The organism is Streptomyces siamensis (genome assembly GCF_039543605.1).
In the GTDB taxonomy this organism is placed as follows: domain Bacteria; phylum Actinomycetota; class Actinomycetes; order Streptomycetales; family Streptomycetaceae; genus Streptomyces; species Streptomyces siamensis.
Genome location: NZ_BAABKB010000033.1, coordinates 19,583 through 43,574 on the forward strand (window position 1 = coordinate 19,583; position 23,992 = coordinate 43,574).

Consider the following 23,992-nt stretch of genomic DNA (forward strand, 5'->3'; position numbering starts at 1 on the left):
ACGACGGCCGACACGACATTCGTCTGGATGCCCGCATCCGAGGAGATGGAGCACCGCACTGCGTGGGCCCACGCAGAACGGACAGGCATCATGACGGGATGGCCGAGCTGATCGATCCGACCGTGCGCTTGCGAACGTCGTTCCTGGCTGCGGTGAGCGAGTTCAACGAAGATCACGACTACCCGACTCCGTGCTTCGTCGACGACGTTGATCCTACGGCTCTGACCGACACCGCGTCCTTCGCCGCCTATGTGACGCGCGTGCTGAGCGATCGTGACAAAGGAGTGCGGCGAGCGGACTGGTTCGTCCCCATGACGACGCTGTGGTGGGTCGAGGGTGACGAGATGCTGGGCAGGCTGGCCATACGCCACCGGCTGACTTCGGCTCTGGAGAAGGCCGGCGGCCACATCGGACACGACGTCCGGCCCAGCGCACGCCGTCAGGGGCACGCGACCGCGATGCGAGCCGCCGCCCTGCCCATCGCCCACTCGCTCGGCATCACGCAGGCCCTCTTGACCTGCGACGAGACGAACACCGCCTCCCAACGCGTGATCGAAACGAACGGCGGCCAGTTCATCGACAGGGTCGGCGACAAGCGCCGCTACTGGGTGCCGACGTCCTGATCCACCTCTGCCCGTACCTCCACCGACACCGGCCGGTGCTCCCAGATCAAACCGCCCTCCGGAGCCACTTCACGACGTCTGATCTTCACGAATCTTTCGTGAGCTGGGGGCAGTTGGAGCCGCCGTGGTGGGTCTGCCGAACATCGCCCGGGCCGGCACGCGCTGTTCGTCGCCGTCGACCACAACAACAGGGCGAGATCACCGGTTCGGGCCCGCTCGGTACGCTCTCGCGGCCCACGGCCGACGACGGCGTCCGCGAGGTCCCGTTGTGTGTAGTGTGCGGCAATGACGAGAAGCGCGCGGCTCGCGGAGCAGTTGGACTGGCACTGGCACAAGAACCTGCGGCCACGGCTGGACGGTCTCACCGACGAGGAGTACTTCTGGGAGCCGGTGCGCGGCTGCTGGAGCATCCGCCCGCGCGGCACGTCGGCCGCACCGATGTCGGAGGGTTCGGGGGAATGGACGCTGGACTTCGCGTCCCCTGGCCCGGTGCCGGCGCCGGTGACCACGATCGCCTGGCGGCTGGCACACCTCATCGTCTCGTGCCTGGGCTATCGGGTCGGATGGTACTTCGGCGGACAGGACATCGACTCCGAGACATTCGCTTACGCAGGAACCGCTGACGAGGCGCTGAAACAGCTCGATGAGATGTACGGGAGATGGAACGCGGGGGTCCGCGAGCTCTCGGACGCCGACCTGGAGAATCCGCCCCCGGTGGGTCCCGAGCGGTTTCCCATGGAGAACAGGGTCCTGCACGTCAACAGGGAGCTGATCCACCACGGCGCCGAGATTTCTCTGCTGCGCGACCTCTACCTCTGGCAGGACGGAGCCGGACCGCGCCGAACATGACTTTCCGGCAACCGGGGATCGATCTTCGGGAACCGACGTGGACTCCGTGACGCTCCGCGGCTGCGAGCTTCAGTGAAGCTCCGCCCGTCAGTCCCAAGGCGAAGGGGTCGCCATTGGCAGCCGAGGAAGGGCTGCGAACTGCCCTGCACGGCACGGATGTTAGCTTCTTTCCCGTGGCGGAACACCAGGACGAAACAAGGGCGGCCTACGACGGTGTCGTCGAGCTCTACGCGTCGATGTTCGCCGACCGGCTGGAGACTCAGCCGTTCGCGCGGGCCATGGTCGGCACCTTCGCCGAATTGGTGCGCGAGACGGGGAACCTGCGGACAGCCGACCTCGGGTGCGGGCCCGGACATCTGACGGCCATGCTGCACGACTTGGGGCTGGACGCCTTCGGGCTCGACCTCTCCCCCGCCATGGTCGACCACGCTCGGCGGGCCCATCCCGCGCTGCGGTTCGACGAGGCGCGAATGGAGTCCCTGCCGATCGAGGACCGTGCGCTCGGCGGAGTGCTGACCCGCTACTCGATGATCCATACGCCGCCCGGCGAACTCCCCGCACTGCTCGCCGAGCAGGTGCGTGTCCTGGCACCAGGGGGCCTGCTCCTGGTCTCACTCTTCGGGACCGAGGGACCGGAGCCGGTCCGCTTCGACCACAAGGTGGCGCCCGCCTACAGCTGGCCGGTGGACCGGTTCACCGAGTTGGTGGCCGGGGCCGGGCTCGTCACGGTGGCTCGACTGCTCCACGACCCGGCCTCGGAGCGGGGCTTCCTCGACACCCACGTGCTGGCCCGCCGCCCATAGCCTGGGACGAGCTCACGGTGGACCATCCGCAGGCATGAAGATCGTCTGAAATCACGCGCCGACCGGATGCACTCGCGTGATGCGTTCGTGCGTCACGCGATAGATTATGGGTGACACGAGAGAAGAGCTCGCATGGACTCCCGCATCCCGCGGCTGCGACGCAAGCTGGCACGCATCCCCTACACGCCCGGCCGAAGCCACTCCTTCGGCGAGGAGCGGCACGAATTTCGTCTCGGCCCCCGCCTGCCCGAAGACCGGGCGAACGCCTTTGAGGCCGAGCATGACGTGGAACTCCCAAAGCCCTATCGAGACTTCCTCACGAACGTGGGCGGCAGCGGTGCATCTCCGTACTACGGACTGATCCCGCTGGAGGAGTGCGCACTCTTCACGATGAACCCCAACGCTGCCGGCACCGGCCCAAGAGGATTCAACCGGGCCTACCGTCCCACACGCGACGGTCACCTCTTCCTGCACGTCATCGAACCTGGCTGCAGCGATCTCGTCCTGGTAGGCGTGACCGGCCCTCTCACCGGGCGCATGCTCATCGGCAACTCCGACGGCTTCTGGGGCCCGAATGTCTCCTCGGCCCCGGACTTCCTCGCCTGGTACGAACGCTGGCTGAACCACATGGCCGCCGGAATGGACAACCGAGCCCTGCAACTGACCTCACCGACACTTCACGCTCATCCGCATCGCTACCGTCTCGCTCCGAAGCTCTGACCACCGCCGCCCCTACCAGGCCCGTGCCGGACGAAGGAAAGGGCGGCGGCAGGCTCGGGTACGTCGCCCCAGCGGGCAACCGTTGGAATCTCTCGCTTTAGGCGGGGGAGGAAGTCAAGGGACTGGCAGAAGTACCAGAACGTCGTGCAGTCGTCCCCATCTGTCGGCTCGTAGAAGCCGGGGGAGCGAAGGATCTGTGTCACCGTCTCCTGCTTGTTAAACCGGGGAATGGGCCGCGGATCGGTCCACAGCAGGCGAGGAGGAAGCATTCGCTCATTGAGCCTTTGCCAACCTCACTTTGAGCAGGTCAGGTGGAGGGTGAGGACTGCTTGGACGTGGCTGGTGATTCGGGTGGTGCTGCAGCGGAGTTTCCGCAGCATGCGCCAGTTCTTCAAGGTCGCCATGGCCTGCTCACCGAGGGCCCGGATGCGGGCGTGCGCGGCATTGACCGCGCGTTGACCTGTCGAGAGCCGCTCCCACCGGCCGCGGAAGGGCACCCGCACGGTGCCGCCCGTGCCCTGGTACCCCTTGTCCGCCCAGCACGCCAGGCCCGCCTCGGTGAGGGCGTCGATGATGCCGTGGGTTCGGGCGGCCTTGATGTCGTGCACGGCGCCGGGCAGGGCGGGCGAGGCCCACAGTAGTTTCCCGTGTGGATCGGCGATGACCTGCACATTCATGCCGTGCTTCTTATGTTTGCCGGAATAGAAGGGCCGGTCGGCGGCGATCCGGTCGATCGGCAGCAGCGTGCCGTCCAGGATCACAAACGCCTTTGCCGAGGCGGCCGTCACCGCCGTGGCGAGGTCAGGTGCCCGCACCGCGAGCAGATCGACGGCTTCCGTGATGTACCGGTACACAGTGCTCACGCCCACCTCGAACCCGGCCGCGAGCTGTGCGTAGGTGTGCCCCAGGCGCAGGTGCGCCAGCACCAGTAGCGCCTGGCGGCCCGCGGACAGCCGACGCCACCGAGTCCCGCATGCCGTCCGATGCGCGGCCAACCGGTCGGTCAGGAACCGCAGATGCCGGGTGGACAGGTCGAGGGCAGACGGGTAGACAAGCACACGAAGCTCCTGGCGGCACGGGCGATCTTGGTCGTGAACCCGTCTACCAGGAGCTTCATCGCGTGCGCAGGCCAACCCGCGGACTGATCAGCCAGGTTGGCGGCCGACTTCATTGTTTGGGGCTCTGCATAGGCTGTGCGCATGGATGTGACGGGGTGTCTTGGGTGTGACCTTCTGACCGGGCGCCGGGAGTTGCCCGGGGGTGTCCTGCACGAAACCTCTGCCTGGGTGGTGAACCACGTCGTCGGCCCGATGAATATCGGCACCTTGATCGTCGGTCCGCGGGACCACATCGTGGCCATCGCGGAACTCGACGACACGGCAGCGGCGGAACTCGGCCCCTTGCTGCGCGATACCGCTCGTGTCGTGGAGACGTTGTGCCGGCCCGAGCAGACCTACGTCTGCATGTGGTCACACGGCCGCAACGCACGCAAGCACCTGCACATCGCGGTCCAGCCGGTGACCGCGGAGGTGCGGGCCCGCTACGGCGGGCTGCGCTCCGAGCAGCTCCAGGCCCGGATGCTTGCGGATGGTGACGAGCCGGACGTCACGGAGGTCGAGCAGTTCTGCGAGCGGGCTCGCGACCTGTTCCGAGCGATCACCGACAGCAGCACCGAAGACCGCAGCTGATCACCGGTGCCAGACCGACATCGCGGCGCAGTCGGGTGAACGCATGTGCGGAAGCGCTGCAGTCTTCCCCGTCACGCACCCTCAACGTGAGGTTGAAAAAGGCTCATTGTGCCTCCAGGACGTGTTCAGGACGCCTCCGACGCCGCGATCACGGCAAGCGGGCCTGGCGTGACGTCTCCACTGCGCTCGCGCCCCTCCTCAATCGTCCAGATGACGGCGGCAGCGAGCTCGCGCCCACCGAGTGCGCCGCGATCTTACTCAGGGTGGAGGCGATCACCGAGCAATGGCAAACAGACATTGGCGACCCGCGCCTCGAACAGCGCCTCGATGACACCCGACAACTGACGGTCGTCCTACGACTCTGCGTCGAAAGGGGGGTTGACCTTCTCTTTCTGTGACATCCAGCAGACCGGCGGTGAGGCCAACGACCACCTCGACAGTGGTGTCGGCACCAACTCCAATGACAGCGGGCCCGGATGCAACACCTGCACCAACCCCTCGACCGGCCTCGGCTGCTGACGGCCGGCAAAGTCCCCCGAGGGGACCTCGCGGCCGACCTGCCGAGATGCGCAAGGCCGCCTAGGAGACGGCAGGACTGCGACGCTCGATCAGCACGACGTCGCGCCATACGCCGTGGTGCTTGCCGATGCGTTCGCGCGTTCCGATGACGCGGAATCCGGCCTTCTGGTGGAGGGCCAGGCTACTGGTGTTCTCGGGGAAGATGCCGGACTGGATGGTCCAGATGCCCGCTGCCTCGGTCGATGCGATCAAGGCGCTCAGCAGGGCTGAGCCGATGCCGCGGCCACGGGCATCGGGATGGACGTACACCGAGTGTTCGACCACTCCGGCATACGCGCACCGGTCGGACACCGGGACCGCGGCGACCCAGCCCAGGCATCTGCCCGATTCGTCGAGCGCGACGTGTCGATGTTCAGGCAGCTTGGCGGCCTCGAACTCTTCCCAGGTGGGCGCCGAGGTCTCGAAGGTGGCGTTGCCTTCCTCGATACCGAGCCGATGGATCGCGAGTACCTGATCAGCGTGCTCGGGGCCCATGGCGACGATGCGGACGCCGGCCGACGCCGTCACACCAGACCCGCCGGGCTGATCTCGTCGAGCAGGCCCCGAATGCGCTTCTCGATCTCGTCGCGGATCGGTCGGACCGCGTCGACGCCCTGTCCGGCCGGGTCGGGGAGCTCCCAGTCGAGGTAGCGCTTGCCCGGGAAGACGGGGCAGGTGTCGCCGCAGCCCATGGTGATCACAACATCGGACGCCTGAACGGCCTCGGTGGTCAGCACCTTGGGTATTTCGGCCGAGATGTCGATACCCGCCTCCGACATGGCCTCGACGACGGCCGGGTTGACGGTGTCGGCGGGAGCGGAACCGGCCGAGCGCGCCTGGACGCGGTCGCCGGAGAGGTGGGTCAGAAAGGCGGCGGCCATCTGCGAGCGTCCGGCGTTGTGGACGCAGACGAACAGCACGGACGGACGCTCGGCGGGAGTGGTCATGGCGGTTGTCCTTCTGGGAGGGGCGGTTCAGGGGTGGGTGGGTGCGGCGAGTTCTGGTTCGTCCGCGGCAGGGATACGGGCGGTGCGTGCCGGTTCGGTACGCCCGAACAGCGCGACCACGAGTGCCAGGCCGAGCGCCGCACCGGTGATCTGTGCCGCGATGAACGGGCCGACCGAGGCGGGCGCGATGCCGGCGAACGTGTCGGTGAAGGCGCGGCCGATGGTGACGGCCGGGTTGGCGAAGGACGTGGAGGACGTGAACCAGTACGCCGCCCCGATGTAGGACGCCACAGCCACGGGGGCACCGTGGGCCCGACCGGTGCGACCGAGTCCGACGACGAGCAGGACGAGTCCGGCCGTTGCCACCAGTTCGCCCAGCCACAGGTGGCCGGCGGAGCGGTCGTGCGTGGACCAGTGCACCAGCGGTTCGGCGAACATGGCATCGGCGAGGATCGCCCCGCCGATCGCTCCGACGGTCTGAGCCGGCAGGTACGCGGCCACGTCACGGCCGTTCAGTCCGTCGCCGTCGCGTCGGTCGGTGAGCCAGGCCGCGAGCGTGACGACGGGGTTGAAGTGCGCACCGGAGACCGGCCCGAGGAGTGCGATCAGTACGCCGAGTCCGAGGACGGTGGCCAGCGAGTTGGCCAGCAGTCGCACGCCGATGTCCTGGGTCAGCTCGGTGGCCTGAATCCCGGAGCCGACCACCACCGCGACCAGCGCGGCCGAACCGACAGCCTCAGCAAGGGCCCGGCGTCCCAGCGAAGCGCTCACGCCTTGGCCTCCGCCGTCTGTGTGGTCGTCAGGAACGCGGAGAGCCGGTCGAGCGTGGCGGGCAGCACCCAGTAATAGACCCATGTGCCGCGACGCTCGCAGTCGATCAGGCCCGCCTGCCGAAGCAGTTTGAGGTGATGCGAGATCGTCGGCTGGGACAGGTCGAAGGCCGGGGTCAGGTCGCACACGCAGACCTCACCGCCCGCCCGTGAAGCGATCATGGACAGCAGCCGCAGGCGGGCCGGGTCGCCCATGGCCTTGAAGATCTTCGCCAGCTCGGCCGCCTGGTCCTCGTCGAGGGGCGCCGTCACCAGTCCAGGGCAGCAGGCGCCGGACCCGTCGTCCTGCCCGAGCACCACAAGTTCTTGCTTCGACATACTTCTATGTTGACGAATGTCGATCCAGGGCGCAAGCTCTGTATCGACAGACATCAATGCAAGCAGATGGGAGTCATGTCATGTCCCGTGCCCAGCTCGCCCTACGCGTCAGCGATCTCGAAGCGTCGATCGCCTTCTACTCGAAGCTCTTCGACACCGAACCGGCCAAGAGGCGCGAGGGCTACGCCAACTTCGCCATCGCCGAGCCCCCGCTCAAGCTCGTGCTGATCGAGGGCGAGCCCGGCGAGGAAACCCGTCTGGACCACCTCGGCGTCGAGGTCGAGTCCGTCCACCAGGTCGACGCCGCGACCACCCGGCTGAAGGATGCCGGCCTGGCCGCCTTCGAGGAGAAGGACACCTCCTGCTGCTACGCGCTCCAGGACAAGGTGTGGGTGCACGGCCCCGGCAAGGAGCCCTGGGAGGTGTACGTGGTCAAGGCCGACGCCGACACCCTGGGCAAGAGCGCCGTCCCCGACGCCACTGACGAGGGGTGCTGCACCAGCCAGGCCAAGGACCCGGCCCCCGCCGCAGCGGCATGCGGCTGCGATCGCGACTGACCGGCCGATCGCAAAGCGGGCGGCGGTGCTTGCGTCTCTTCCCCTCGGATATGTGAACGGGTCGGCCGAGGCCGTGATGATCACGTCGTCGCCTCACGGAGCCCGGTTCCGGATCTCCGCCCGCTGGTACCCTCTGCACGCGCTGACCAGCGCAGCCGCCCCGGAATCGATCCGGCGGCTCCGTTCTTCGAAAGAGTGACGTGATCAAGCGGGTGTACATGACCGCCGGAGTGGTTCTGGCGGCAGTCATAGCTTTGTCCGGATGCGGTGCCGAGAAGTCGGGCAAAGCGAAGTCCACCCCGCAGTCGGCGGCAACCGCAAAGTCCGGCGGCGCGGTCGGCTCCCCCAGCGCCGACTCTGGGGCGAACACCGGCGAGAGCGGCGGCACGCAGCCGACCGACCGTTCCACCCCCACGGCGTCCCCCTTCGTCACCGCCACCCGGCCTCTGAAGGACGGCACCGCCGTGCTCACACACTGCGCGGACTCGGACGACCCGTACACGACCGTCGAGGTCAGGAATCCGAACGCGCGCCAAGGCGTCTTCGGCGTGAAAATCAGCTACAAGGACGCGCACGGCTTCACCATGAGCGAGTCCTACGACGAGGTGACGGTGTCCGCGAAGAGCAAAGCGCCGGTCCGGGTGGCCGCTGCCGGCGCGGGACCCGTGGACGCCATCAGCCTCTGTGCGGTCAATCCACGGGCAACTGCCGTACGGTGACGGCCCACGGAGCTCACCTCGCCTGAAAACGGTCCGGGCGGCGCGTGCCAGTGGTGCGACTGCAACGCCCGTCTCGGCGGGATTGGCCAGCAGGTTCGACCGCCGGAACTCCTCGAGGCGGCCTTCACGAGCGGGCATGCCTCTTCCCGTCGAGGCCGACTGCGCTGGAGGTACCGCGCCGCCGCTGCTGTCGCCGGTCGTCGCGTTGATCAAGTCGGCCGAGGTGTCGCTCGCGACCGTGCGACCGCCCGCTCCACGGGACGCCGGCTGCGGGAACGTACAATTTGGATCCGAACGACATTCGAGGTCCGACATGCCCCCGCGGCATCAAGGAGTGTGCCCGTGCCCGGCCAACGATCGATCACGCAAGCCGAGAAGCTGGCGGAGGCCAAGCTCGGCGGTATCCCGATCCACCGTGAGCAGATGGCCGTCGTGGCCAACATCTACCGTGCCGCCGCCGCGGTCCGGCAGCACCTGGAGAACTCCGTGCTGCGCGGCGCGGATCTGACCTGGACGGCGTTCGTCGTCCTGTGGGTGGTCTGGGTGTGGGGCGAGTCCGAGACCCGGCACGTGGCGGAGGAGGCGGGGATCTCCAAGGGGACGCTCACCGGAGTGTCGCGGACCCTGGAGAAGCGCGGGCTCGTGCAGCGGGCCGCTCACCCCACCGACGGCAGGCTGGTGCTGCTCAGCCTCACCGACGAGGGTGAGGAACTGATGCAGCGGCTCTTCCCCGCGTTCAACCAGGAAGAGGCCTTCGTGGCCGCGCGGCTCAGCGACGACGAGTGCCGCGGGATCGCGCAGGCGCTGCGGCAGGTCGTGCTCCAGGTCGAGGAGAACGGGGAGGAGCGCCGTCTCTCCCTGCTCGACGGCGCCCCTCCGGCCCCGCGCCGCAGCGGACGCCGCGCACAGGGCTGAGCCGGACCGGGGCGGCCCCGGTCCGGCGACGGCTCGTACGAGCGACCCGGTTCAGCCCCGCTCGCCGGCGGCCCGCACGAGCGCGTCGAAGAGGCCCTGCTGGGCCGGGTCCTCGTGGGCGGTGTCCTCCGGGTGCCACTGCACCGCGGTGAACCATCCACGGGAGCCCGGCAGTTCGAGCCCTTCCACGGTTCCGTCGGCCGCGTGTGCGGTGACCGTGAGTCCCGCGCCGGTGCGGCTGATCCGCTGGTGGTGGTAGCAGGACGCCTCCACCTTCTCCGCGCCGGTCGCCCGCTCCAGCAGGGTGCCGCGCCGGATCGCCACCGGGTGCACGACGTGCCGGTGCTCGCTCTCCGGGCCGCCCATGTCCTGCTCCAGGGTGCCGCCGAGAGCGACGTCGACGACCTGGAGTCCGCGGCAGATCGCCAGCAGGGGCACGCCCGAGTCGATGGCCTGCCGGGCGAGTTCGAGGTCGAAGTCGTCCTGGAGGTCGTCGACGTCGTAGACGCTGTCGTGGGTGTCGGTGGCGCCGTAGCGGTGCGGGGCGAGGTCCCCGCCGCCGGGGAGCAGGAGGCCGTCGAAGCGGGCGAGACGTCCGGCCACGTCGCCGGGGGCGGGATGGATGCTCGCCGGTTCGCCGCCGGCCCGCCACACCGCCTCGATCAGCGCACGGGCGTTGACCTCGGCGGCGTAGCGCAGCGCGGAGGTGCCGGCGGCGAAGCGGGCGGGAATCGCGATCAAGGGGCGCGTGGACATGCTCGTACCGCTCACAGCTGGATCCAGGTGGTCTTCAGTTCGGTGTACTTCTCAAGCGCGTGTACGGACTTGTCGCGGCCGTTGCCGGACTGCTTCATGCCGCCGAAGGGGACCGTCAGGTCTCCCTCCTCGTAGCAGTTGACCCAGACCGTGCCGGCCTTCAGGGCCCGGGAGACCCGGTGGGCGGTGGACAGGTCCGAGGTCCACAGGCCGGCCGCGAGTCCGTACTCGGTGGCGTTGGCGAGGCGGACCGCCTCGTCCAGGTCGTCGAAGGTGAGGACGGACAGGACCGGGCCGAAGATCTCCTCGCGGGCCAGCCGCATGCCCGGGTCCACCTGGTCGAAGACGGTGGGCTGCAGGAAGCTTCCGCCGGTCTCGCCGGCCGTGCGGTCACCACCGGCGCGCAGGCGGGCACCCTCCGCCAGGCCGGTGCCGATGTGGCCGAGGACCCGCTCCAGATGGTGCTCGCCGACCATGGCGCCCATCTCGGTCGCCGGGTCGAGCGGGTCGCCGACCCTCAGCTCATGGGCCCGCCGCACGATCGCCTCGGTGACCTGTTCGGCGACCGTGGAGTGCACGAGCAGCCGGGAGGGGGCGGTGCACATCTCGCCCTGGTTGAAGAAGATGCCCCAGGCGGCGGTGGCGGCGGCCTTCTCCAGGTCCGGGGCGTCCGGCAGGACGATGTTCGGCGACTTGCCGCCGAGTTCGAGCCAGACCCGCTTGAGGTTGGAGTCGGCGGAGTAGTGCAGGAAGCGGCGGCCGACGGCGGTGGAGCCCGTGAAGGCCAGGACGTCCACGCCGGGATGGAGACCGAGGGCGCGCCCGGCCACCGGCCCGTCGCCGTTCACCACGTTCAGCACGCCCGGCGGCAGTCCGGCCTCGGTGGCGATCCGGCCGAGCAGCAGAGCCGACAGGGGTGAGTTCTCCGACGGCTTCAGTACGACGGTACAGCCCGCGGCGAGCGCCGGGGCTATCTTCCAGCCGGCCAGTGTCAGGGGGAAGTTCCACGGCACGACCGCACCGACGACGCCTGCCGGCTCCCGGGTGACCAGCGCGAGGGCGTCCGGGGCGGTGTGGGGCGACTCGTCGTGCACCTTGTCGGCGAGCTGTCCGTACCAGCGGAATGTGGTGATCACGGCCCGCAGTTCGATGTCGTACGCGTCCGCGATCGGCTTGCCCATCTCCAGGCTGACCGTCAACGCCAGCTCCGCGCGCCGCTCTTCGAGCAGATCGGCGATGCGCATCAGCGTCCTGCCGCGGTCGGCGGGTGCCAGCCGGGGCCAGGGCCCGGAGTCGAAGGCGCGACGGGCGGCGGCCACGGCCGCGTCGACCTCTTGTGCGCCCCCGTCGGCGACCTGGGTCAGCACCTGGCCGTCACGGGGCGAGACGGCGGCGAAGACGGCCCCTCCCCCGCTCTCGTCGGCGCCGTCGATGTGATGCAGGCCGGACAGGTCCAGTGCCTTGGCTCGGCGCAGCCACTCCTCGTGGGTGATGTCCAGCATGCGGAACCTCCAGAGAGTTTATTTGATTCCAAACGATATGGTGTGGGCAGAGCCATCACAAGAGTTCACGGACCGCTGCGGCGGATCCGCGAACCCCGGGAAGGAGCCCGCCGTGCGCGCACTCGTCATCCAGCACGACCATGTGACCGACCCCGGCCCGGTCGGGGCCCGGCTCGTGGAGCGCGGCTACGACCTGACCGTCGTGACGGTCGTGCCCGAACACCGCCACCACGCGCCCCAGGTGAGCTTCGACTTTCCCGCGGCCGACGGCTGGGACCTGATCGTGTCGCTCGGCGCCCCCTGGTCGGTCTACGACGAGGCGGCCGTCGGCCCGTGGATCGGCGGCGAACTGGCCCTGCTGCGCAAGGCCCACCACCTCGGCGTCCCGGTGCTCGGCGTCTGCTTCGGCGCCCAGGCGCTGACCACCGCGCTCGGAGGTTCGGTGGAGCCATCGCCGCGCGCGGAGATCGGCTGGGTCGAGGTCGGCACCGATGACCCCGCACTGGTCGGCCCCGGCCCCTGGTTCCAGTGGCACTACGACCGCTGCCTGTTGCCGCCCGGGGCAACGGAGCTGGCCCGCAACGCGGTGTGCGTACAGGCCTTCCGACTCGGACGCAGCCTGGGCGTGCAGTTCCATCCGGAGATCACCGCCACGACGGTGCGCCGGTATCTCGACAACGGCGGCACGGAGCAGTGCCTGCAGTACGGCGTGGACCCCGACGAACTGCTCGCCGTGACCGTGGAGCTGGAGCGGGCGGGCCGGGCGAACGCCCGCCGCCTGGTCGACGCGTTCCTCGACCGGGTGGCGGGCGCGGCTGCCGGGTGACGCGTTCCTCGCGGCCGAGTGGGCCGGTCCGAGCCCGACGAGCGGGAACCCGGACCGGCCGCACCGCGGGGAGGCAGTGGCCTGCTCAGGCGGCCTCGGCGGCCCGGGCGGACTCCACGGGCCTCCTGTTGCGCGTCACCTGGTCCGCGACGACACCGAGGACCAGCACCACCGGCACCATGAGGCCGAGCCAGGTCGCCGTTGCCGAGTCGCCGCCGATGAGGGTCGTGAAGTTGGCGAGGATCAGCCAGATCGCGCCGGCGATGCCGAGTGCGCCCAGCACGGGGGCGATCAGGGTGTTCCAGGGTCGGGTGTCCAGCCGCTCGCGGCGGAAGAACGCGACCACGGACACGGAGGTCAGGAAGTACAGGAGCATGATCGCCAGCACGGCGACTCCGCTGAACCACGAGAACAGGGTCAGTACCGGGTCCTTGCCCAGCAGGGCGAACGGCATGACGAGCAGCACGGCGACCACCGACTGCACCACGCCGGCCGTCCACGGGGAGTGGCTCTTGTTGAGCCTGCACAGCCCGCGGGGCAGCAGGCCGTCGCGGCCGAGCGAGAACAGATAGCGGTTGGCGGAGTTGTGGAAGGCGAGGATGCCGGCGAAGAGGGAGGTCGCCAGCAGGATCGGCAGGACGTCGCCCACCCAGCCGCCGAACTGCGCGGTGATCGGCGCGAAGACCCATCCGGAGGCGTCACCGCCGCTCAGCGCCTTGCCGGCGTCGGCGGTGGCCTGCGAGGCGCCGTGGGCGGAGACCAGCATCCATGACGTGAACGCGAAGAAGCCGCTGATCACGACGACGGAGAGATAGGTGGCCCGGGGCACGGTCTTGCGGGGCTCGCGCGCCTCCTCGCCGTAGATGGCGGTGGCCTCGAAGCCGAACATCGACGCCACGGCGAACATCAGCGCCACACCGGGTGCGCCCTGGAGCGCGGCACCGGGCGAGAAGCTGTCGGTGAAGTCCAGTCCCTGGGGGCCGCCGCCCTTGAAGAAGGTGACCAGGGCGAAGACGAACAGGATGCTGAACTCCGCCAGCACGAACACGGCCAGCAGCTTGGCACCCATCTCGATCCCGGCGGCTCCGAGGACCTGGACGACCGCCATGGTCACCAGGGCGAACACCCACCAGGCGATGTGCACATGCGCGTACTGCTGGACCAGGCCGCTGACGATGTTGCCGTACAGCCCGTACATCGCGGCCTGGATCGCACAGTAGGCGAAGAGCGCGACACCGGCGCTGCCCGAGCCGACGCGACGGCCGAGCCCCTTGCCGATGTAGGTGTAGAACGCGCCGGCGTCCACCACATGCCGCCCCATGGCGACGAAGCCGACGGAGAACAGCAGGACCACGAGGCCGGCCACGACATACGCGGCGGGCACTCCCGCGCCGTTGCCGATGGCGACGGCGATCGGCACGGCCCCGGCGATGCCGGTCAGCGGCGCCTGCGCGGAGAGGACGAAGAAGAGGATGCCCAGCACACCGAGTGAGTTGGGTTTGAGCCGGCCTGTCGCGGAGTCGTCCTGCATCGTCTGACTCCTCTGGACCGTTTGACTGTCCACGCGGATCACCTGCCTGGGGACGTGGAAGGAGGATTGTTTAGAGCCAAACGAGTTGCCTCATACTGGGCTGGAACTATCCAGATGACAAGGGGGTCGGGCGATGTTTTTTGCCGTGGCGGCAGGGGCGCCCCCAGCACTGCCGCACCGGACGGGAAACGGCGAAAGGCCCCGGACGCGAAACGTCCGGGGCCCGCGCTGCGCAGCACGTCAGATGGTCACGAGCGGCCTGTTTCGCCGGGGTCGTCGCCCTCGCCGTCGGCGTGAAGGAGTCGCAGCAGGGACCGCAGCTCCTCCAGGGCGGCGACGGTGACCTCGGGCTCGCCGAGGACGAGCTGATGCAGTACGAGGCCGTCGAGGGCCGCGAAGACCAGCCGGGTCAGCGCCTTGTCCGCGCCGGCGGGCAGCATCCGGCGCAGCTCGCGCTGTGTCGCGTCGAAGTACTCGTCGTACAGCTCGCGCAGCGGTGCCAGCAGTTCCGGCCTGCGGCGCGCCTCCAGCAGGAGCTCGTACTGGAAGGCCTGGAGGTCGGGGTCCGCCGTGACCATCTCGGAGACCCCGGCCGCGAAGTCCGCGACCTTGCCGGTGCCCGGTTCGAGCGCGCTGGTGGTCAGCGAGGTGCGGATCGTGTGGGCGAGGGTCGCCTCGATCAGCGCGTCGCGCGAGCCGAAGTGGTGCACGACGAGGCCGTGGGTGACCCCGGCCTCCTCCGCGACGGCCCGGTAGGTGAGCTTGCGCAGGCCGCCGCGGGCCACCACCCGGACCGCGGCGTTGAGCAGGGCCTCGCGGCCCTCGCCGTAATGCAGGCGCTTGCGTGGCTTCCGGCTCTGGGGCGCGTCGGCGGAGTCGGTCATGCGAGCGACCCTACCTGCGCGGACCCTCGCACCGGGCGGCTCGGTCGCCGGACCGCCGCGAGGCCGTCTCGCGGCCGGGGTCACCGCCGGGGCGGGCGGATGCCGCGGAACTCCCAGTCGCCGCCGAGCGCGGTGGACAGCACCTCCTCGGACTCGGTGGGCTGGGCGCCGACGTCGGTACGGACGGCGGTGGGGCCGGTGACGATGTGGTTGGTGAGCCGGCCCAGGCCCTCGACCTCGACCTCGACGACGTCGCCGGGCTGGACCGGGCGGGAGTTGGCCGGGGTACCGGACAGCAGCACGTCGCCGGGGTACAGGGTGATGGTGCGGGCGATGTCGGCGACGAGGTAGTGCATGTCCCACTGCATCTCGTCGGTCGAACCGTCCTGCACCACCTCGCCGTTGACGTACGTCCGCAGGCTCTTGCCGTGGAAGTCCCAGTCGGTGACCAGGCCCGGGCCGAGCGGGCAGAGGGTGTCGGAGCCCTTCACGCGGAGCATGGAGCCGGCGTCGGTGTCACGGAAGTCGTGCAGGCCGTAGTCGTTGGCGACGGTGTAGCCGGCGATGTACTCCCCCGCCTCGGCCGGGGAGATGTTCCGCGCGGTCTTCCCGATGACGATGGCGACCTCGCCCTCGTAGTTGAGCCACTTGCAGCCCTCGGGGCGGACGATGGCGCCCTTGTGGGAGTTGAGGGCCGAGGTCGGCTTGTGGAAGTAGGTCGGCGTGTCCGGCAGGCCGATCTGGAACTCGTCCACCCGGCTGCGGTGGTTGAGGTGGACGGCGATCACCTTGGAGGGCACGACCGGCGGCAGGTGCTGGGCCTGTTCGGTCTTGACGCGGCGGCCGTCCCCGGCGACGAGTTCGTCCCCGTCGACGGTGACCTGGACGGCGGCGCCGTCGAGGAGGATGCGGCGGTATTCGGGCATGACAGCCTTCCTAGAAGCGACGGTGTGGGTTGTGGGGCGCGGCGGGCACGGATGCGGACGCTTCCGTGCCGGTCCAGCCGTCGGCCGGGCGGTCGAACCAGAGGTGGACCTGGCCGGTGCCGATGGAGTTCTCGTACTCGCCGTACTGCCGGGCCTTGGCCGTGCAGGACTGCTCGCCGAGGGCGCCGGCCATCATCAGGTAGTGGAAGAACTTCGCCTCGGGCTTGAACTTCCAGAACTCGCCCATGGTGTCGAGGACCTTGTCGTGGCGGCCCTCCTTGAACCAGGCGATCCGCTCGTGGTCCGCGGCGCGGGCCTCGGGCGTGAAGATGTGGGCGGTGTCGCTGGACTCGTGGTCGCGCAGCTCGCGCAGCGGCCAGAAGGTGTGCGAGAGGGCGCCGGAGGCGATGAGCAGGACGCGGCGGCCGGGGGTGGCGGCGATGCCGTCGGCGAGCGCCCGCCCGAGCCGCAGATGGTCCTCCATGTCGCCGGTCTGGCAGACGCCGATGGTCACCCACCGCTTGTCGGGTAGGCCCTCGCCGAGGAACTTCCAGAGGTTGATGGTGGCGTAGTAGATCGGCAGGTAGTCGTCCTCGACCGCGGTGATCCAGGTGCCGTGCTTGTCCGCGAACTTCTCGATGTTCTGGGCGAGTTCGGGGTCACCCGGGAAGTCGTACGGCATCCGGCACATGCCACGCGGCAGCTCCTCGGAGGTGAAGAGCCCCGCCCGGCGCTGTTGTGCGGTGACGACGAACTCGACGGTGGTCGCCCAGTGGGAGTCGAGGACCACGACGGTGTCGTAGTCGTCCCGCTCGAAGACGTCCTTGCGCAGCTGCTCGAGGCCGGTGACGAGGGTGATCTCCTTGCCCTCGTTCAGCTCCAGCCGGACTGCCTCGGGCAGCACGATGGTGGGGACATGGGCGAGCAGCCCCGCCCCGACGATCTCACCCATGGTCCTTCCATCCCTTCGGGGCGGTGACGGTGTTCTTCAGGTCGCAGTAGAAGTCGAAGCTCCAGTTGCCGCCCTCGCGTCCGACGCCGGAGTGGCGGGAGCCGCCGAAGGGCGCCTGGAGGTCGCGTACGAAGAAGCAGTTGACCCAGACGGTGCCCGCGACGAGCTGTGCGGTGACGCGCCCGGCGCGCTGCTTGTCGCCGGTGGCGACGGTGGCGGCGAGCCCGAAGCGGGTGTCGTTGGCGAGGCGTACGGCCTCGTCCTCGGTGGTGAAGGTCTGGAGGGTCAGGACGGGGCCGAAGACCTCTTCCTGGACGATCTCGCTGTCCTGTGCCACGTCGGTGAGCAGGGTCGGCGCGTAGTACTGGCCGTCCTTCGGGTGCCCGCCGATGACGGCGCGGGCGCCGGCCTCGACGGCCCGCCGCACGAAGCCGTCGATCTTGTCCAGCTGGCGGGGGTGGATGTTGGGGCCGATGTCGGTGGCCTCGTCGCGCGGGTCGCCCTGCACGATGCCGGCCGCCTTCTCGGTGAAGCGCCGGGTGAACTCCTCGGCGATCGACTCCTCGACCAGGATGCGGGTGGCGGCCAGGCAGACCTGCCCGGCGTTGTCGTACTGCTCCACCGCGAGGTCGACGGCGAGGTCGAGGTCGGCGTCGGCGAACACCAGCAGCGGGGACTTGCCGCCGAGTTCGAGGCTGAGCGGGGTGAGGTTGGCGGCGGCCGACGCCGAGATCCGCTTGGCCGTCGGCACCGAGCCGGTGAAGCTGATGCGGCGCACGTCCGGGTCCGAGGTGAGGGCGTCGCCGATCTCGGAGCCGTAGCCCTGGACGATGTTGAGCACGCCGGCGGGCAGCCCGGCCTCGGCCGCGATGTCCGCGAGGAGCGAAGCGGTCAGCGGGGTCCACTCGGCCGGCTTGAGCACCACGGTGTTGCCGGCCGCGAGGGCCGGGGCGATCTTCCAGGTCGAGAGCATCAGCGGCGCGTTCCACGGCGTGATCAGCACGCTGGGTCCGGCCGGGTCCCAGTCGACGTGGTTGGTGTGCCCGCGGGTGTCGAAGTCCTCGTGCTCCAGCGACAGCAGCCAGTCGGCGAAGAAGCGGAAGTTGTGCGCGACGCGCGGCATGACGCCGCGGCGGTGCGAGCGCAGCAGGGCGCCGTTGTCGGTGGTCTCGACGATGGCGAGCTCTTCGATCCGCTTCTCGACCCCGTCGGCGACGGCGTGCAGGAGGCGGGCGCGTTCGGCGCGGGGGGTGGCGGCCCAGGCCGGAAAGGCGGCCTTCGCGGCGGCGACGGCGGCCGCGGCCTCCGTGGCGGTGCCGCGGGCGATCTCACCGATCACGCCGCCGTCGATCGGCGAGACGTCGGTGAAGGTGCCGGCGGAGGCGACGCGCTCGCCGCCGATCCAGTGCCGGGTGTCGACGGCGACTCCGGCGACAGTGATCTTGTCAGTCATGAGAACGGCTCCTGTTGAACGGGGGGAATGCAGCCCACCTAGGGGCGCGGGAAACTGCGCGACCGGCCACGGCGGACCCGCAGCCGGTCGCCGACCTCACCCCGCAGACGCTTCCGAGGTGCCGGACTCCAGCAGGCGGCCGCCGTCCCAGACCACCCCGACCTGCCGGTAGTACGCGGCGATCGGCTCACGGATCTCCAGCCGGGCCAATTCCTCGGTGGGCGCCTCGAACAGCTCCAGCTCGGCGTCGCCGACCCAGGGCCGGCCGCCCTCGAAGGACGCGGCGCCGGACTCGATCAGCTCGTCCAGGGCGAGCCCCTTGCCCTTCTCGATCGAGGGCAGCCAGCGGTGGTGGGCCATGGGGTGGCCGTTGACGAAGCCGTTCGTCTCCGAGGGTTCCCGCAGGGTCACCACGGTCTGGGCGAGACGCCGGTCGGCGGCCGCGAGGGTCGCGCCGAAGCGGGCGCCGGCCTCGATCCGCGGAGCGGGTCCGTACGGGTGCGGGCGCGTCTGGTGGATGGAGCCGAGCTTCTTCGGGTAGCCCTGGTGCAGCCCGCGCGCGATCGCGAAGTCCTTGTCGACCCAGATGTACACGCAGCGGGTGTAGGTCTGCCCCTTGTACTGGCAGCGGACGACCGCGAAGGCCTCCTTGTACTGGGAGAGCACCGGGTCGAGCAGTTCGTCGCCGGAGGCGGAGCAGGACTGCCAGTCGGCCCAGATCAACGCGACCGCGCCCGGGTCCTCGTCGGCCAACTCCAGCGGCTCGGGCAGCAGTTCACGCACCCGCGCGGGGTCGGTGCGGTACTCGACGGTCAGCAGGTCGCCCGAGTAGCGCCACGGCGGGGACGGGATCAGCGACGAGGCGCCCGTCGCCGTCTTGGGGTGGAAGTAACCACGGACAGCAGACATGAGGGAGGGTTCCTTACGCGGTGAGGGACGCGGTGAGAGCGGGCTGCTTCAGCAGCTGGGCGCGGTAGCGGGCGGCACCCATGGCGGCGGCCTGGCCGCCGAGCGCGACGACCCCGACGAGCCGGCCGTCGCAGTGGTAGCCGACGAGGACGTCGCCTTCCGGGTCGCCGTCCAGGATCCGTACGTCGTCCTTGCCGAGAACCGGGGCCCCGAAGGACTGCAGCCGGAACTCGTGCTGGTCGCTCCAGAAGGTGGGCAGCGGCGCGAAGGGCGCCAACTCCCCTTCTTTCCCGGTGAGATGAGCGACGAGCGCCTTCGCGGCGTGCTTGGCCGTGTCCGTGGGGATCGACCAGTGCTCGACGCGGCGGGGCACGCCGTCGTAGCGGGCGTTGGGGAAGCGGGCGACGTCGCCGACCGCGACGACCTCGGGCCGCCCGCCGACCCGCAGCTGCTCGCAGGTGAGCACACCGTCGCCGAGGTCGAGGCCGTTGCCCTGAAGCCACTCGACGTTGGCGACGGAGCCGACCGACTCCACGACCACGTCGGCGGGCAGCACGGTGCCGTCGCCGAGGACGACGCCGGTGACGCGGTCCTCGCCCTCGAACCCGGCGACTCCCGCCCCGAGTTCGAAGCGCACCCCGCGCTCCTCGTGCCGCTTGAGCAGGGCCTGGCCGAGCAGTTCTCCGAGCGGTCCCACCATGGGCAGGGGCAGCGGATCGACGACGGTGACCTCGCGGACGCCGAGTCCCACGGCGGTGGCGGCGACCTCGCAGCCGATGAATCCGGCGCCGACCACGACGACACGGGCGCCGGGGCGGGTCAGCTCCTCGCGCAGGCCCTGGGCGTCGGCGAGGGTGCGGACGGTGTGCCGGCCGGTGAGCGGGCCCGGGCAGCGCAGCCGCCGGGGCCGCATGCCGGTGGCGACGACGAGTCCGTCGTAGGAGAGCCGCGAGCCGTCGTCGAGGACGACCGTGCGCTCGTCGAGCCGGGCCTGGACGACCTTCGCGCCGAGCCGCCACTCCACATCGGCGGCAGCGGCCTTCGGGGTGAAGGCCAACGACTCGAAGGGGGCCTTGCCGGCCAGGACCTCCTTGGACAGCGGAGGCCGGTTGTAGGGCATGTGGGGCTCGTCGCCGACGACCGTGATCGCCCCGGTCCAGCCGGCCGCGCGCAGCTGTTCGGCGGCCCGGAGGCCACCCATCGAGGCGCCGGCGACCACGATACGGCCGCTCATGTCAGGCCTCGATCCGGATGGCCTGCAGCGGGCACACGTCCGCGGCCTCTTCGACCTCGTCGCGCAGTGCGTCGTCCGGGTCGGCCACGTACGCCAGGTGGCCGGCCTCGTCCATCGAGAAGACGTCGGGGGCCGCGAAGACGCACTGGCCGTGGTCCTGGCACTTGTTCATGTCGACGACGACCTTCATGGCGGTCCTCCTGAGGGTGAGGGCGTCGGGCAGTGGAGGGGAAAGAGGGGCCCGACCCGGACGGGACGGGCCCCTCGGCCACAGGGGACGGATTCCGTGGAAGCCGCCTCCCTGACTCGTTTGGCTTCAAACAACATAGGAACCCTCGGGACCCTGGTCAATACCTGTCCAGATGGATAAATTCTTTCGACCACCCTCTTGCGGGGCGGCGACTCCCTCCATACCGTTCGGGTTCAAACGAATCACTCCGGGATACGTCCGTAGGTCCGGAGTACGCCTGGGAGTCCCCCACTCTTCCGCCAAGGAGACACCGGTGAGCGCATCCGACACCCCAGACATCCGCCGGCACATGGAGCGGCTCGCCGCCGAGGGCGTCGACGTGGTCCGGGTGGTCTATCCCGACCTGATCGGCACCGACCGCGCCCGCGACGTCTTGCTGGACCACCTTCCGTCGGCCTGCGACCACGGCCTCGCCTTCTGCCGGGCCGTCTATCACACGAGCCCGCAGGGCGATGTGGCCGCCGTAGCGGGCGGCCTGGACGCCGGACTGCCGGACGTGACCGTGCGCCCCGACCTGTCCACCCTGGCCGTCCTGCCCTGGGAGCCCGGCGTCGCCGCCTGCCTCGGCGAGGTCACCGACCCGGCGACCGGGGCCCCCGCCCCCGAATCGCCCCGCGACCTGCTGCGCACGGTCCTTGCCCGGGCCACCGAGCAGGGGCTGCGCCCCGTCGTCGGTCCCGAGCTGGAGTACTTCCTGCTGGAGCCCGCCCCCGGCACACCCACCGGCTGGCGCCGCTCCCCCGAGACCACCGGCTCCGTCTACACCGCCGGCCTGCGCGCCGACCCCGACAACCACCTGCTGCGGACCCTGCGCCACCTGCGCGACCTGGGTCTCGGCGTGATCACCGGCAACCACGAGTTCGACGGCGGCCAGTACGAGATCAATCTGACCCATTCCGCCGCCCTGGACGCCGCCGACCGCGCCTTCCGCTTCAAGGCGGCCGTGAAGGAACTGGCCCGCCAGGAGGGCAACATGGCCACCTTCATGGCCAAGCCCTTCGGCGACGCGGGCGGCTCCGGCTTCCATCTGCATCTGTCCTGCAACGACGCCGAGGACCGCAACGCCTTCGACGACCCGGCGGGCTCCTACGGCCTCTCCGCCACCGCCCGGCACGCCGTGGCCGGCATCCTCGCCCACGCCCCCGCGCTCGCGGCGCTGGCCAACCCGACCGTGAACTCGTACAAGCGCTTCGGTCCCGACACCCTCGCGCCCTGGCTGATCGACTGGGGGCTCGACAACCGCAGCGCCATGGTCCGCATCCCGCCGGAGCGCGGCAGCGGCGCCCGGCTGGAGGTTCGGCTCGGCGACGCCAGCGCCAACCCGTACCTGCTGATCGCGGGCACGATCGCGGCGGCCCTGCTCGGTGTCCAGGCCGGCGAGGAACCGTCGGCGCCCCTGGAGGGCTACGGCTACGACACGTCCCGGTCCACCCTCCTCCCACAGACCCTGTCCGCCGCGCTCGACGCGCTGGAGGCGGACACCGCCCTGACCGAGGTGCTCGGCAAGGCCTTCACCACCTCCTTCCTCACCTACAAGCGCGACGAACTCGCACGCTTCGGCCGGCATGTCACGGACTGGGAGTTCACCGAGTACGCCTACCACCTGTAATCGGCGGCGCCCCCGACTCCGCCGCCCCGAAGCCTCGTTCAGGAGATCCACCGCCATGACCAGCCCCACCGTTCCCGCCGTACCCACCACCCGCGCCGAACTGCGCGCCGCCCTCGCCGAGCCCCTGCCCATCGAGCGGGTGGACCTCGCCGACCTCGACAACTTCGCCGACGGCATCACCCCGTGGCGGATGTTCCACACCCTGCGCCACGAGGACCCGGTGCACTGGCAGCCCGAGGAAGCCCCCAACTCCGGCTTCTGGGCGGTCACCCGGCACGCGGACATCGCCACCGTCGACCGCGACCCGGAGACCTTCACCTCGACGAAGTTCGTCAACCTCGAGGAGGTCGACGAGGACCAGATCAAGAAGCGCGCCTCCATCCTGGAGATGGACGGCGTCCGCCACCGCGCGCTGCGCAGCGTGATCCAGCGCCAGTTCGGCGCGAGCGTCATCAACAGCTACAGCGACTTCCTGCGCGGCCTGACCGCGAAGACGCTGGACGCGGCGCTGGCCAAGGGCAGCTTCGACTTCGTGGCCGACGTCTCCGCGGACTTCCCCATCAACGTCCTCGCCCGACTGCTGGACGTCCCCTCCGAGGACAACCAGCAGCTCATCGACTGGGGCAACCGCATCATCGGCAACACCGACCCCGACTACGCGGACGTGCTGCTGCACAGCGAGGAGAGCGAGAAGTACCGCGACCTGCCCTTCCGCTCCCCCGCGTCGATCGAGGTCTTCGAGTACGGCCGCGAGCTGGCGCGTCAGCGGCGCGGCGGCGACGGCACGGACCTGGTCTCGAAGCTGGTCAACACCCTGCCGCGCGACGGAGTGCCGCTGTCCGCGCAGGACTTCGACAACTACTTCCTGCTCCTGGTGGTGGCCGGCAACGAGACCACCCGCCACACGATCACCCACTCCATGCTGGCCCTGCTCCAGCACCCCGAGCAGCTGGCCCGCCTCAAGGACGACCCGTCCCTGATCCCCACGGCGGTCGAGGAGTTCCTGCGCTGGGCCTCCCCCGTCTACCACTTCCGCCGCACCGCGACCCGCGACGTCGAACTCGGCGGCAAGCAGGTCAAGGAGGGCGACAAGGTCGTCATGTGGTACGCCTCCGGCAACCGCGACGAGCAGGTCTTCGGCAACCCCTACGACTTCGACGTCGCCCGCGAGAACAACGACCACGTCACCTTCGGCAAGGGCAGCCCGCACCTGTGCCTGGGCAACCTGCTCGCGCGCACCGAGATCCGCATCATGTTCGAGGAGCTCATCCCGCGCATCGCGGACATCCGCCTGGCCGGCGACGTCCCGCGCGTCCGCTCCAACTTCGTCAACGGCATCAAGAAGCTGCCGGTGGAGGTGACGCTCGCCTGACCTGGGCGAGTCCCCTCACTCTCGACCAGGACCACTCTCCGGCGCGGACCAGGTCCTCCGGGCCTCACCTGACCATTCCCGCCGGGCCGCCCTTCGGACGACGGCGGGAATGGTCAGGCAGGGCCTAGCTGTGTCGATCACGAGCGTGGCGACACCGGCAGGCGTTGATCATGGCGGAGACCTCCGGTGCGGTGGAGGCGTCCAGGACTGCACCGCACCCCGACCACCTGTCACCCACACAGTCCCGACCGGCTCCCACGC

Annotated in this window: 27 protein-coding genes; 12 read left to right on the top strand and 15 right to left on the bottom strand. The window is 69.9% G+C overall.

All coding sequences use genetic code 11. The features are described from left to right. The first annotated feature begins 98 nt into the window (after positions 1–98). The 4 genes from ABEB03_RS34795 to ABEB03_RS34810 all read left to right on the top strand — a co-directional run bounded on the left by ABEB03_RS34795 (position 99) and on the right by ABEB03_RS34810 (position 2,995). A complete protein-coding gene (locus ABEB03_RS34795; protein ID WP_345656869.1) occupies positions 99–623 on the top strand; it encodes a GNAT family N-acetyltransferase in 525 nt (174 codons plus the stop codon). Positions 624–908: 285 nt separating this feature from the next. Then, a complete protein-coding gene (locus ABEB03_RS34800) occupies positions 909–1,472 on the top strand; it encodes a DinB family protein (RefSeq protein ID WP_345656870.1) in 564 nt (187 codons plus the stop codon). Positions 1,473–1,645: 173 nt separating this feature from the next. Beyond that, positions 1,646–2,275 carry a class I SAM-dependent methyltransferase gene (locus tag ABEB03_RS34805; protein ID WP_345656871.1) on the top strand — a complete coding sequence of 210 codons (630 nt, stop codon included), beginning with the start codon at positions 1,646–1,648 and terminating at the stop codon, positions 2,273–2,275. A gap of 132 nt (positions 2,276–2,407) precedes the next feature. Beyond that, a complete protein-coding gene (locus ABEB03_RS34810; protein ID WP_345656872.1) occupies positions 2,408–2,995 on the top strand; it encodes an SMI1/KNR4 family protein in 588 nt (195 codons plus the stop codon). A gap of 293 nt (positions 2,996–3,288) precedes the next feature. Here ABEB03_RS34810 and ABEB03_RS34815 read toward each other — a convergent pair whose 3' ends face one another. After that, positions 3,289–4,053, bottom strand: coding sequence for an IS5 family transposase (locus ABEB03_RS34815; protein ID WP_345656873.1), 765 nt, complete (start codon positions 4,051–4,053; stop codon positions 3,289–3,291). Between the two features lie 141 nt (positions 4,054–4,194). On the opposite strand from ABEB03_RS34815, the gene ABEB03_RS34820 reads away from it, so the two are divergent. Both ABEB03_RS34820 and ABEB03_RS34825 read left to right on the top strand, forming a co-directional pair. Then, positions 4,195–4,683, top strand: coding sequence for an HIT family protein (locus tag ABEB03_RS34820; RefSeq protein ID WP_345656874.1), 489 nt, complete (start codon positions 4,195–4,197; stop codon positions 4,681–4,683). A gap of 378 nt (positions 4,684–5,061) precedes the next feature. Next, positions 5,062–5,202: a hypothetical protein gene (locus tag ABEB03_RS34825; protein WP_345656875.1), complete on the top strand. Its 141-nt coding sequence runs from the start codon at positions 5,062–5,064 to the stop codon at positions 5,200–5,202. A gap of 60 nt (positions 5,203–5,262) precedes the next feature. Here ABEB03_RS34825 and ABEB03_RS34830 read toward each other — a convergent pair whose 3' ends face one another. From ABEB03_RS34830 to ABEB03_RS34845, 4 genes are read right to left on the bottom strand one after another with little or no spacing between them, the layout of a single operon-like run. After that, positions 5,263–5,736 (bottom strand): GNAT family N-acetyltransferase, encoded by a 474-nt coding sequence (locus ABEB03_RS34830; RefSeq protein ID WP_345656967.1) that lies wholly within the window; start codon positions 5,734–5,736, stop codon positions 5,263–5,265. A 29-nt stretch (positions 5,737–5,765) separates the two neighbouring features. Then, the gene (locus tag ABEB03_RS34835; RefSeq protein WP_345656876.1) at positions 5,766–6,188 is read right to left on the bottom strand and encodes an arsenate reductase ArsC; all 423 of its coding nucleotides are present in this window, start codon (positions 6,186–6,188) and stop codon (positions 5,766–5,768) included. 27 nt (positions 6,189–6,215) lie between these two features. Then, positions 6,216–6,959: an aquaporin gene (locus tag ABEB03_RS34840; protein WP_345656878.1), complete on the bottom strand. Its 744-nt coding sequence runs from the start codon at positions 6,957–6,959 to the stop codon at positions 6,216–6,218. Further along, positions 6,956–7,336, bottom strand: a complete 381-nt coding sequence (locus ABEB03_RS34845; RefSeq protein ID WP_345656879.1) for an ArsR/SmtB family transcription factor — start codon at positions 7,334–7,336, stop codon at positions 6,956–6,958. Before ABEB03_RS34845 ends, ABEB03_RS34840 begins: the two co-directional genes overlap by 4 nt. A gap of 80 nt (positions 7,337–7,416) precedes the next feature. On the opposite strand from ABEB03_RS34845, the gene ABEB03_RS34850 reads away from it, so the two are divergent. From ABEB03_RS34850 to ABEB03_RS34860, 3 genes are all read left to right on the top strand, one after another. Further along, positions 7,417–7,893: an ArsI/CadI family heavy metal resistance metalloenzyme gene (locus tag ABEB03_RS34850; RefSeq protein ID WP_345656880.1), complete on the top strand. Its 477-nt coding sequence runs from the start codon at positions 7,417–7,419 to the stop codon at positions 7,891–7,893. Positions 7,894–8,093: 200 nt separating this feature from the next. Further along, positions 8,094–8,612: a hypothetical protein gene (locus tag ABEB03_RS34855; RefSeq protein ID WP_345656881.1), complete on the top strand. Its 519-nt coding sequence runs from the start codon at positions 8,094–8,096 to the stop codon at positions 8,610–8,612. Positions 8,613–8,954: 342 nt separating this feature from the next. Then, positions 8,955–9,527, top strand: coding sequence for a MarR family winged helix-turn-helix transcriptional regulator (locus ABEB03_RS34860; RefSeq protein WP_345656882.1), 573 nt, complete (start codon positions 8,955–8,957; stop codon positions 9,525–9,527). 51 nt (positions 9,528–9,578) lie between these two features. Here the strand turns inward: ABEB03_RS34860 and ABEB03_RS34865 are convergent, their stop codons facing one another. Together ABEB03_RS34865 and ABEB03_RS34870 are read right to left on the bottom strand one after the other, a co-directional pair. Next, entirely contained in the window at positions 9,579–10,283 is a 705-nt protein-coding gene (locus ABEB03_RS34865; protein ID WP_345656883.1) for a gamma-glutamyl-gamma-aminobutyrate hydrolase family protein, read from the bottom strand. Between the two features lie 11 nt (positions 10,284–10,294). Next, a complete protein-coding gene (locus ABEB03_RS34870) occupies positions 10,295–11,785 on the bottom strand; it encodes an aldehyde dehydrogenase (protein WP_345656884.1) in 1,491 nt (496 codons plus the stop codon). 112 nt (positions 11,786–11,897) lie between these two features. Here ABEB03_RS34870 and ABEB03_RS34875 point away from each other — a divergent pair, with 112 nt between their 5' ends. Further along, on the top strand, positions 11,898–12,611 hold the full coding sequence (locus tag ABEB03_RS34875; protein ID WP_345656885.1) for a type 1 glutamine amidotransferase: 714 nt from the start codon (positions 11,898–11,900) through the stop codon (positions 12,609–12,611). Positions 12,612–12,696: 85 nt separating this feature from the next. On the opposite strand, the gene ABEB03_RS34880 is transcribed toward ABEB03_RS34875, so the two are convergent. From ABEB03_RS34880 to ABEB03_RS34915, 8 genes are all read right to left on the bottom strand, one after another. Next, the gene (locus ABEB03_RS34880) at positions 12,697–14,175 is read right to left on the bottom strand and encodes an APC family permease (RefSeq protein WP_425589344.1); all 1,479 of its coding nucleotides are present in this window, start codon (positions 14,173–14,175) and stop codon (positions 12,697–12,699) included. A 215-nt stretch (positions 14,176–14,390) separates the two neighbouring features. Continuing rightward, on the bottom strand, positions 14,391–15,026 hold the full coding sequence (locus ABEB03_RS34885) for a TetR/AcrR family transcriptional regulator (protein WP_345656887.1): 636 nt from the start codon (positions 15,024–15,026) through the stop codon (positions 14,391–14,393). An 80-nt stretch (positions 15,027–15,106) separates the two neighbouring features. After that, positions 15,107–15,952: a fumarylacetoacetate hydrolase family protein gene (locus ABEB03_RS34890; RefSeq protein WP_345656888.1), complete on the bottom strand. Its 846-nt coding sequence runs from the start codon at positions 15,950–15,952 to the stop codon at positions 15,107–15,109. A gap of 10 nt (positions 15,953–15,962) precedes the next feature. Continuing rightward, a complete protein-coding gene (locus tag ABEB03_RS34895) occupies positions 15,963–16,904 on the bottom strand; it encodes a 3,4-dihydroxyphenylacetate 2,3-dioxygenase (protein WP_345656889.1) in 942 nt (313 codons plus the stop codon). Further along, complete coding sequence (locus ABEB03_RS34900; RefSeq protein ID WP_345656890.1) at positions 16,897–18,357, bottom strand: aldehyde dehydrogenase; 1,461 nt, start codon at positions 18,355–18,357, stop codon at positions 16,897–16,899. The genes ABEB03_RS34895 and ABEB03_RS34900 overlap by 8 nt, the downstream gene beginning before the upstream one ends. A 96-nt stretch (positions 18,358–18,453) precedes the next feature. After that, a complete protein-coding gene (locus ABEB03_RS34905) occupies positions 18,454–19,266 on the bottom strand; it encodes an acetoacetate decarboxylase family protein (RefSeq protein WP_345656891.1) in 813 nt (270 codons plus the stop codon). 13 nt (positions 19,267–19,279) lie between these two features. Continuing rightward, positions 19,280–20,500, bottom strand: a complete 1,221-nt coding sequence (locus tag ABEB03_RS34910; RefSeq protein WP_345656892.1) for an NAD(P)/FAD-dependent oxidoreductase — start codon at positions 20,498–20,500, stop codon at positions 19,280–19,282. A 1-nt stretch (position 20,501) separates the two neighbouring features. Further along, positions 20,502–20,690 (bottom strand): ferredoxin, encoded by a 189-nt coding sequence (locus ABEB03_RS34915; RefSeq protein WP_345656893.1) that lies wholly within the window; start codon positions 20,688–20,690, stop codon positions 20,502–20,504. A 313-nt stretch (positions 20,691–21,003) separates the two neighbouring features. On the opposite strand from ABEB03_RS34915, the gene ABEB03_RS34920 reads away from it, so the two are divergent. Then, positions 21,004–22,359, top strand: a complete 1,356-nt coding sequence (locus ABEB03_RS34920) for a glutamine synthetase family protein (RefSeq protein WP_345656894.1) — start codon at positions 21,004–21,006, stop codon at positions 22,357–22,359. A gap of 55 nt (positions 22,360–22,414) precedes the next feature. Next, positions 22,415–23,731: a cytochrome P450 gene (locus ABEB03_RS34925; protein ID WP_345656895.1), complete on the top strand. Its 1,317-nt coding sequence runs from the start codon at positions 22,415–22,417 to the stop codon at positions 23,729–23,731. The last annotated feature ends 261 nt before the right edge of the window (positions 23,732–23,992 follow it).

Coding starts and splice junctions, on each gene's coding strand:
- ABEB03_RS34795 (WP_345656869.1), top strand. CDS start 99: ATGGCCGAGCTGATCGATCCGACCGTGCGCTTGCGAACGTCGTTCCTG.
- ABEB03_RS34800 (WP_345656870.1), top strand. CDS start 909: ATGACGAGAAGCGCGCGGCTCGCGGAGCAGTTGGACTGGCACTGGCAC.
- ABEB03_RS34810 (WP_345656872.1), top strand. CDS start 2,408: ATGGACTCCCGCATCCCGCGGCTGCGACGCAAGCTGGCACGCATCCCC.
- ABEB03_RS34820 (WP_345656874.1), top strand. CDS start 4,195: ATGGATGTGACGGGGTGTCTTGGGTGTGACCTTCTGACCGGGCGCCGG.
- ABEB03_RS34830 (WP_345656967.1), bottom strand. CDS start 5,736: ATGGGCCCCGAGCACGCTGATCAGGTACTCGCGATCCATCGGCTCGGT.
- ABEB03_RS34835 (WP_345656876.1), bottom strand. CDS start 6,188: ATGACCACTCCCGCCGAGCGTCCGTCCGTGCTGTTCGTCTGCGTCCAC.
- ABEB03_RS34845 (WP_345656879.1), bottom strand. CDS start 7,336: ATGTCGAAGCAAGAACTTGTGGTGCTCGGGCAGGACGACGGGTCCGGC.
- ABEB03_RS34850 (WP_345656880.1), top strand. CDS start 7,417: ATGTCCCGTGCCCAGCTCGCCCTACGCGTCAGCGATCTCGAAGCGTCG.
- ABEB03_RS34865 (WP_345656883.1), bottom strand. CDS start 10,283: ATGTCCACGCGCCCCTTGATCGCGATTCCCGCCCGCTTCGCCGCCGGC.
- ABEB03_RS34870 (WP_345656884.1), bottom strand. CDS start 11,785: ATGCTGGACATCACCCACGAGGAGTGGCTGCGCCGAGCCAAGGCACTG.
- ABEB03_RS34885 (WP_345656887.1), bottom strand. CDS start 15,026: ATGACCGACTCCGCCGACGCGCCCCAGAGCCGGAAGCCACGCAAGCGC.
- ABEB03_RS34890 (WP_345656888.1), bottom strand. CDS start 15,952: ATGCCCGAATACCGCCGCATCCTCCTCGACGGCGCCGCCGTCCAGGTC.
- ABEB03_RS34895 (WP_345656889.1), bottom strand. CDS start 16,904: ATGGGTGAGATCGTCGGGGCGGGGCTGCTCGCCCATGTCCCCACCATC.
- ABEB03_RS34900 (WP_345656890.1), bottom strand. CDS start 18,357: ATGACTGACAAGATCACTGTCGCCGGAGTCGCCGTCGACACCCGGCAC.
- ABEB03_RS34905 (WP_345656891.1), bottom strand. CDS start 19,266: ATGTCTGCTGTCCGTGGTTACTTCCACCCCAAGACGGCGACGGGCGCC.
- ABEB03_RS34910 (WP_345656892.1), bottom strand. CDS start 20,500: ATGAGCGGCCGTATCGTGGTCGCCGGCGCCTCGATGGGTGGCCTCCGG.
- ABEB03_RS34915 (WP_345656893.1), bottom strand. CDS start 20,690: ATGAAGGTCGTCGTCGACATGAACAAGTGCCAGGACCACGGCCAGTGC.
- ABEB03_RS34925 (WP_345656895.1), top strand. CDS start 22,415: ATGACCAGCCCCACCGTTCCCGCCGTACCCACCACCCGCGCCGAACTG.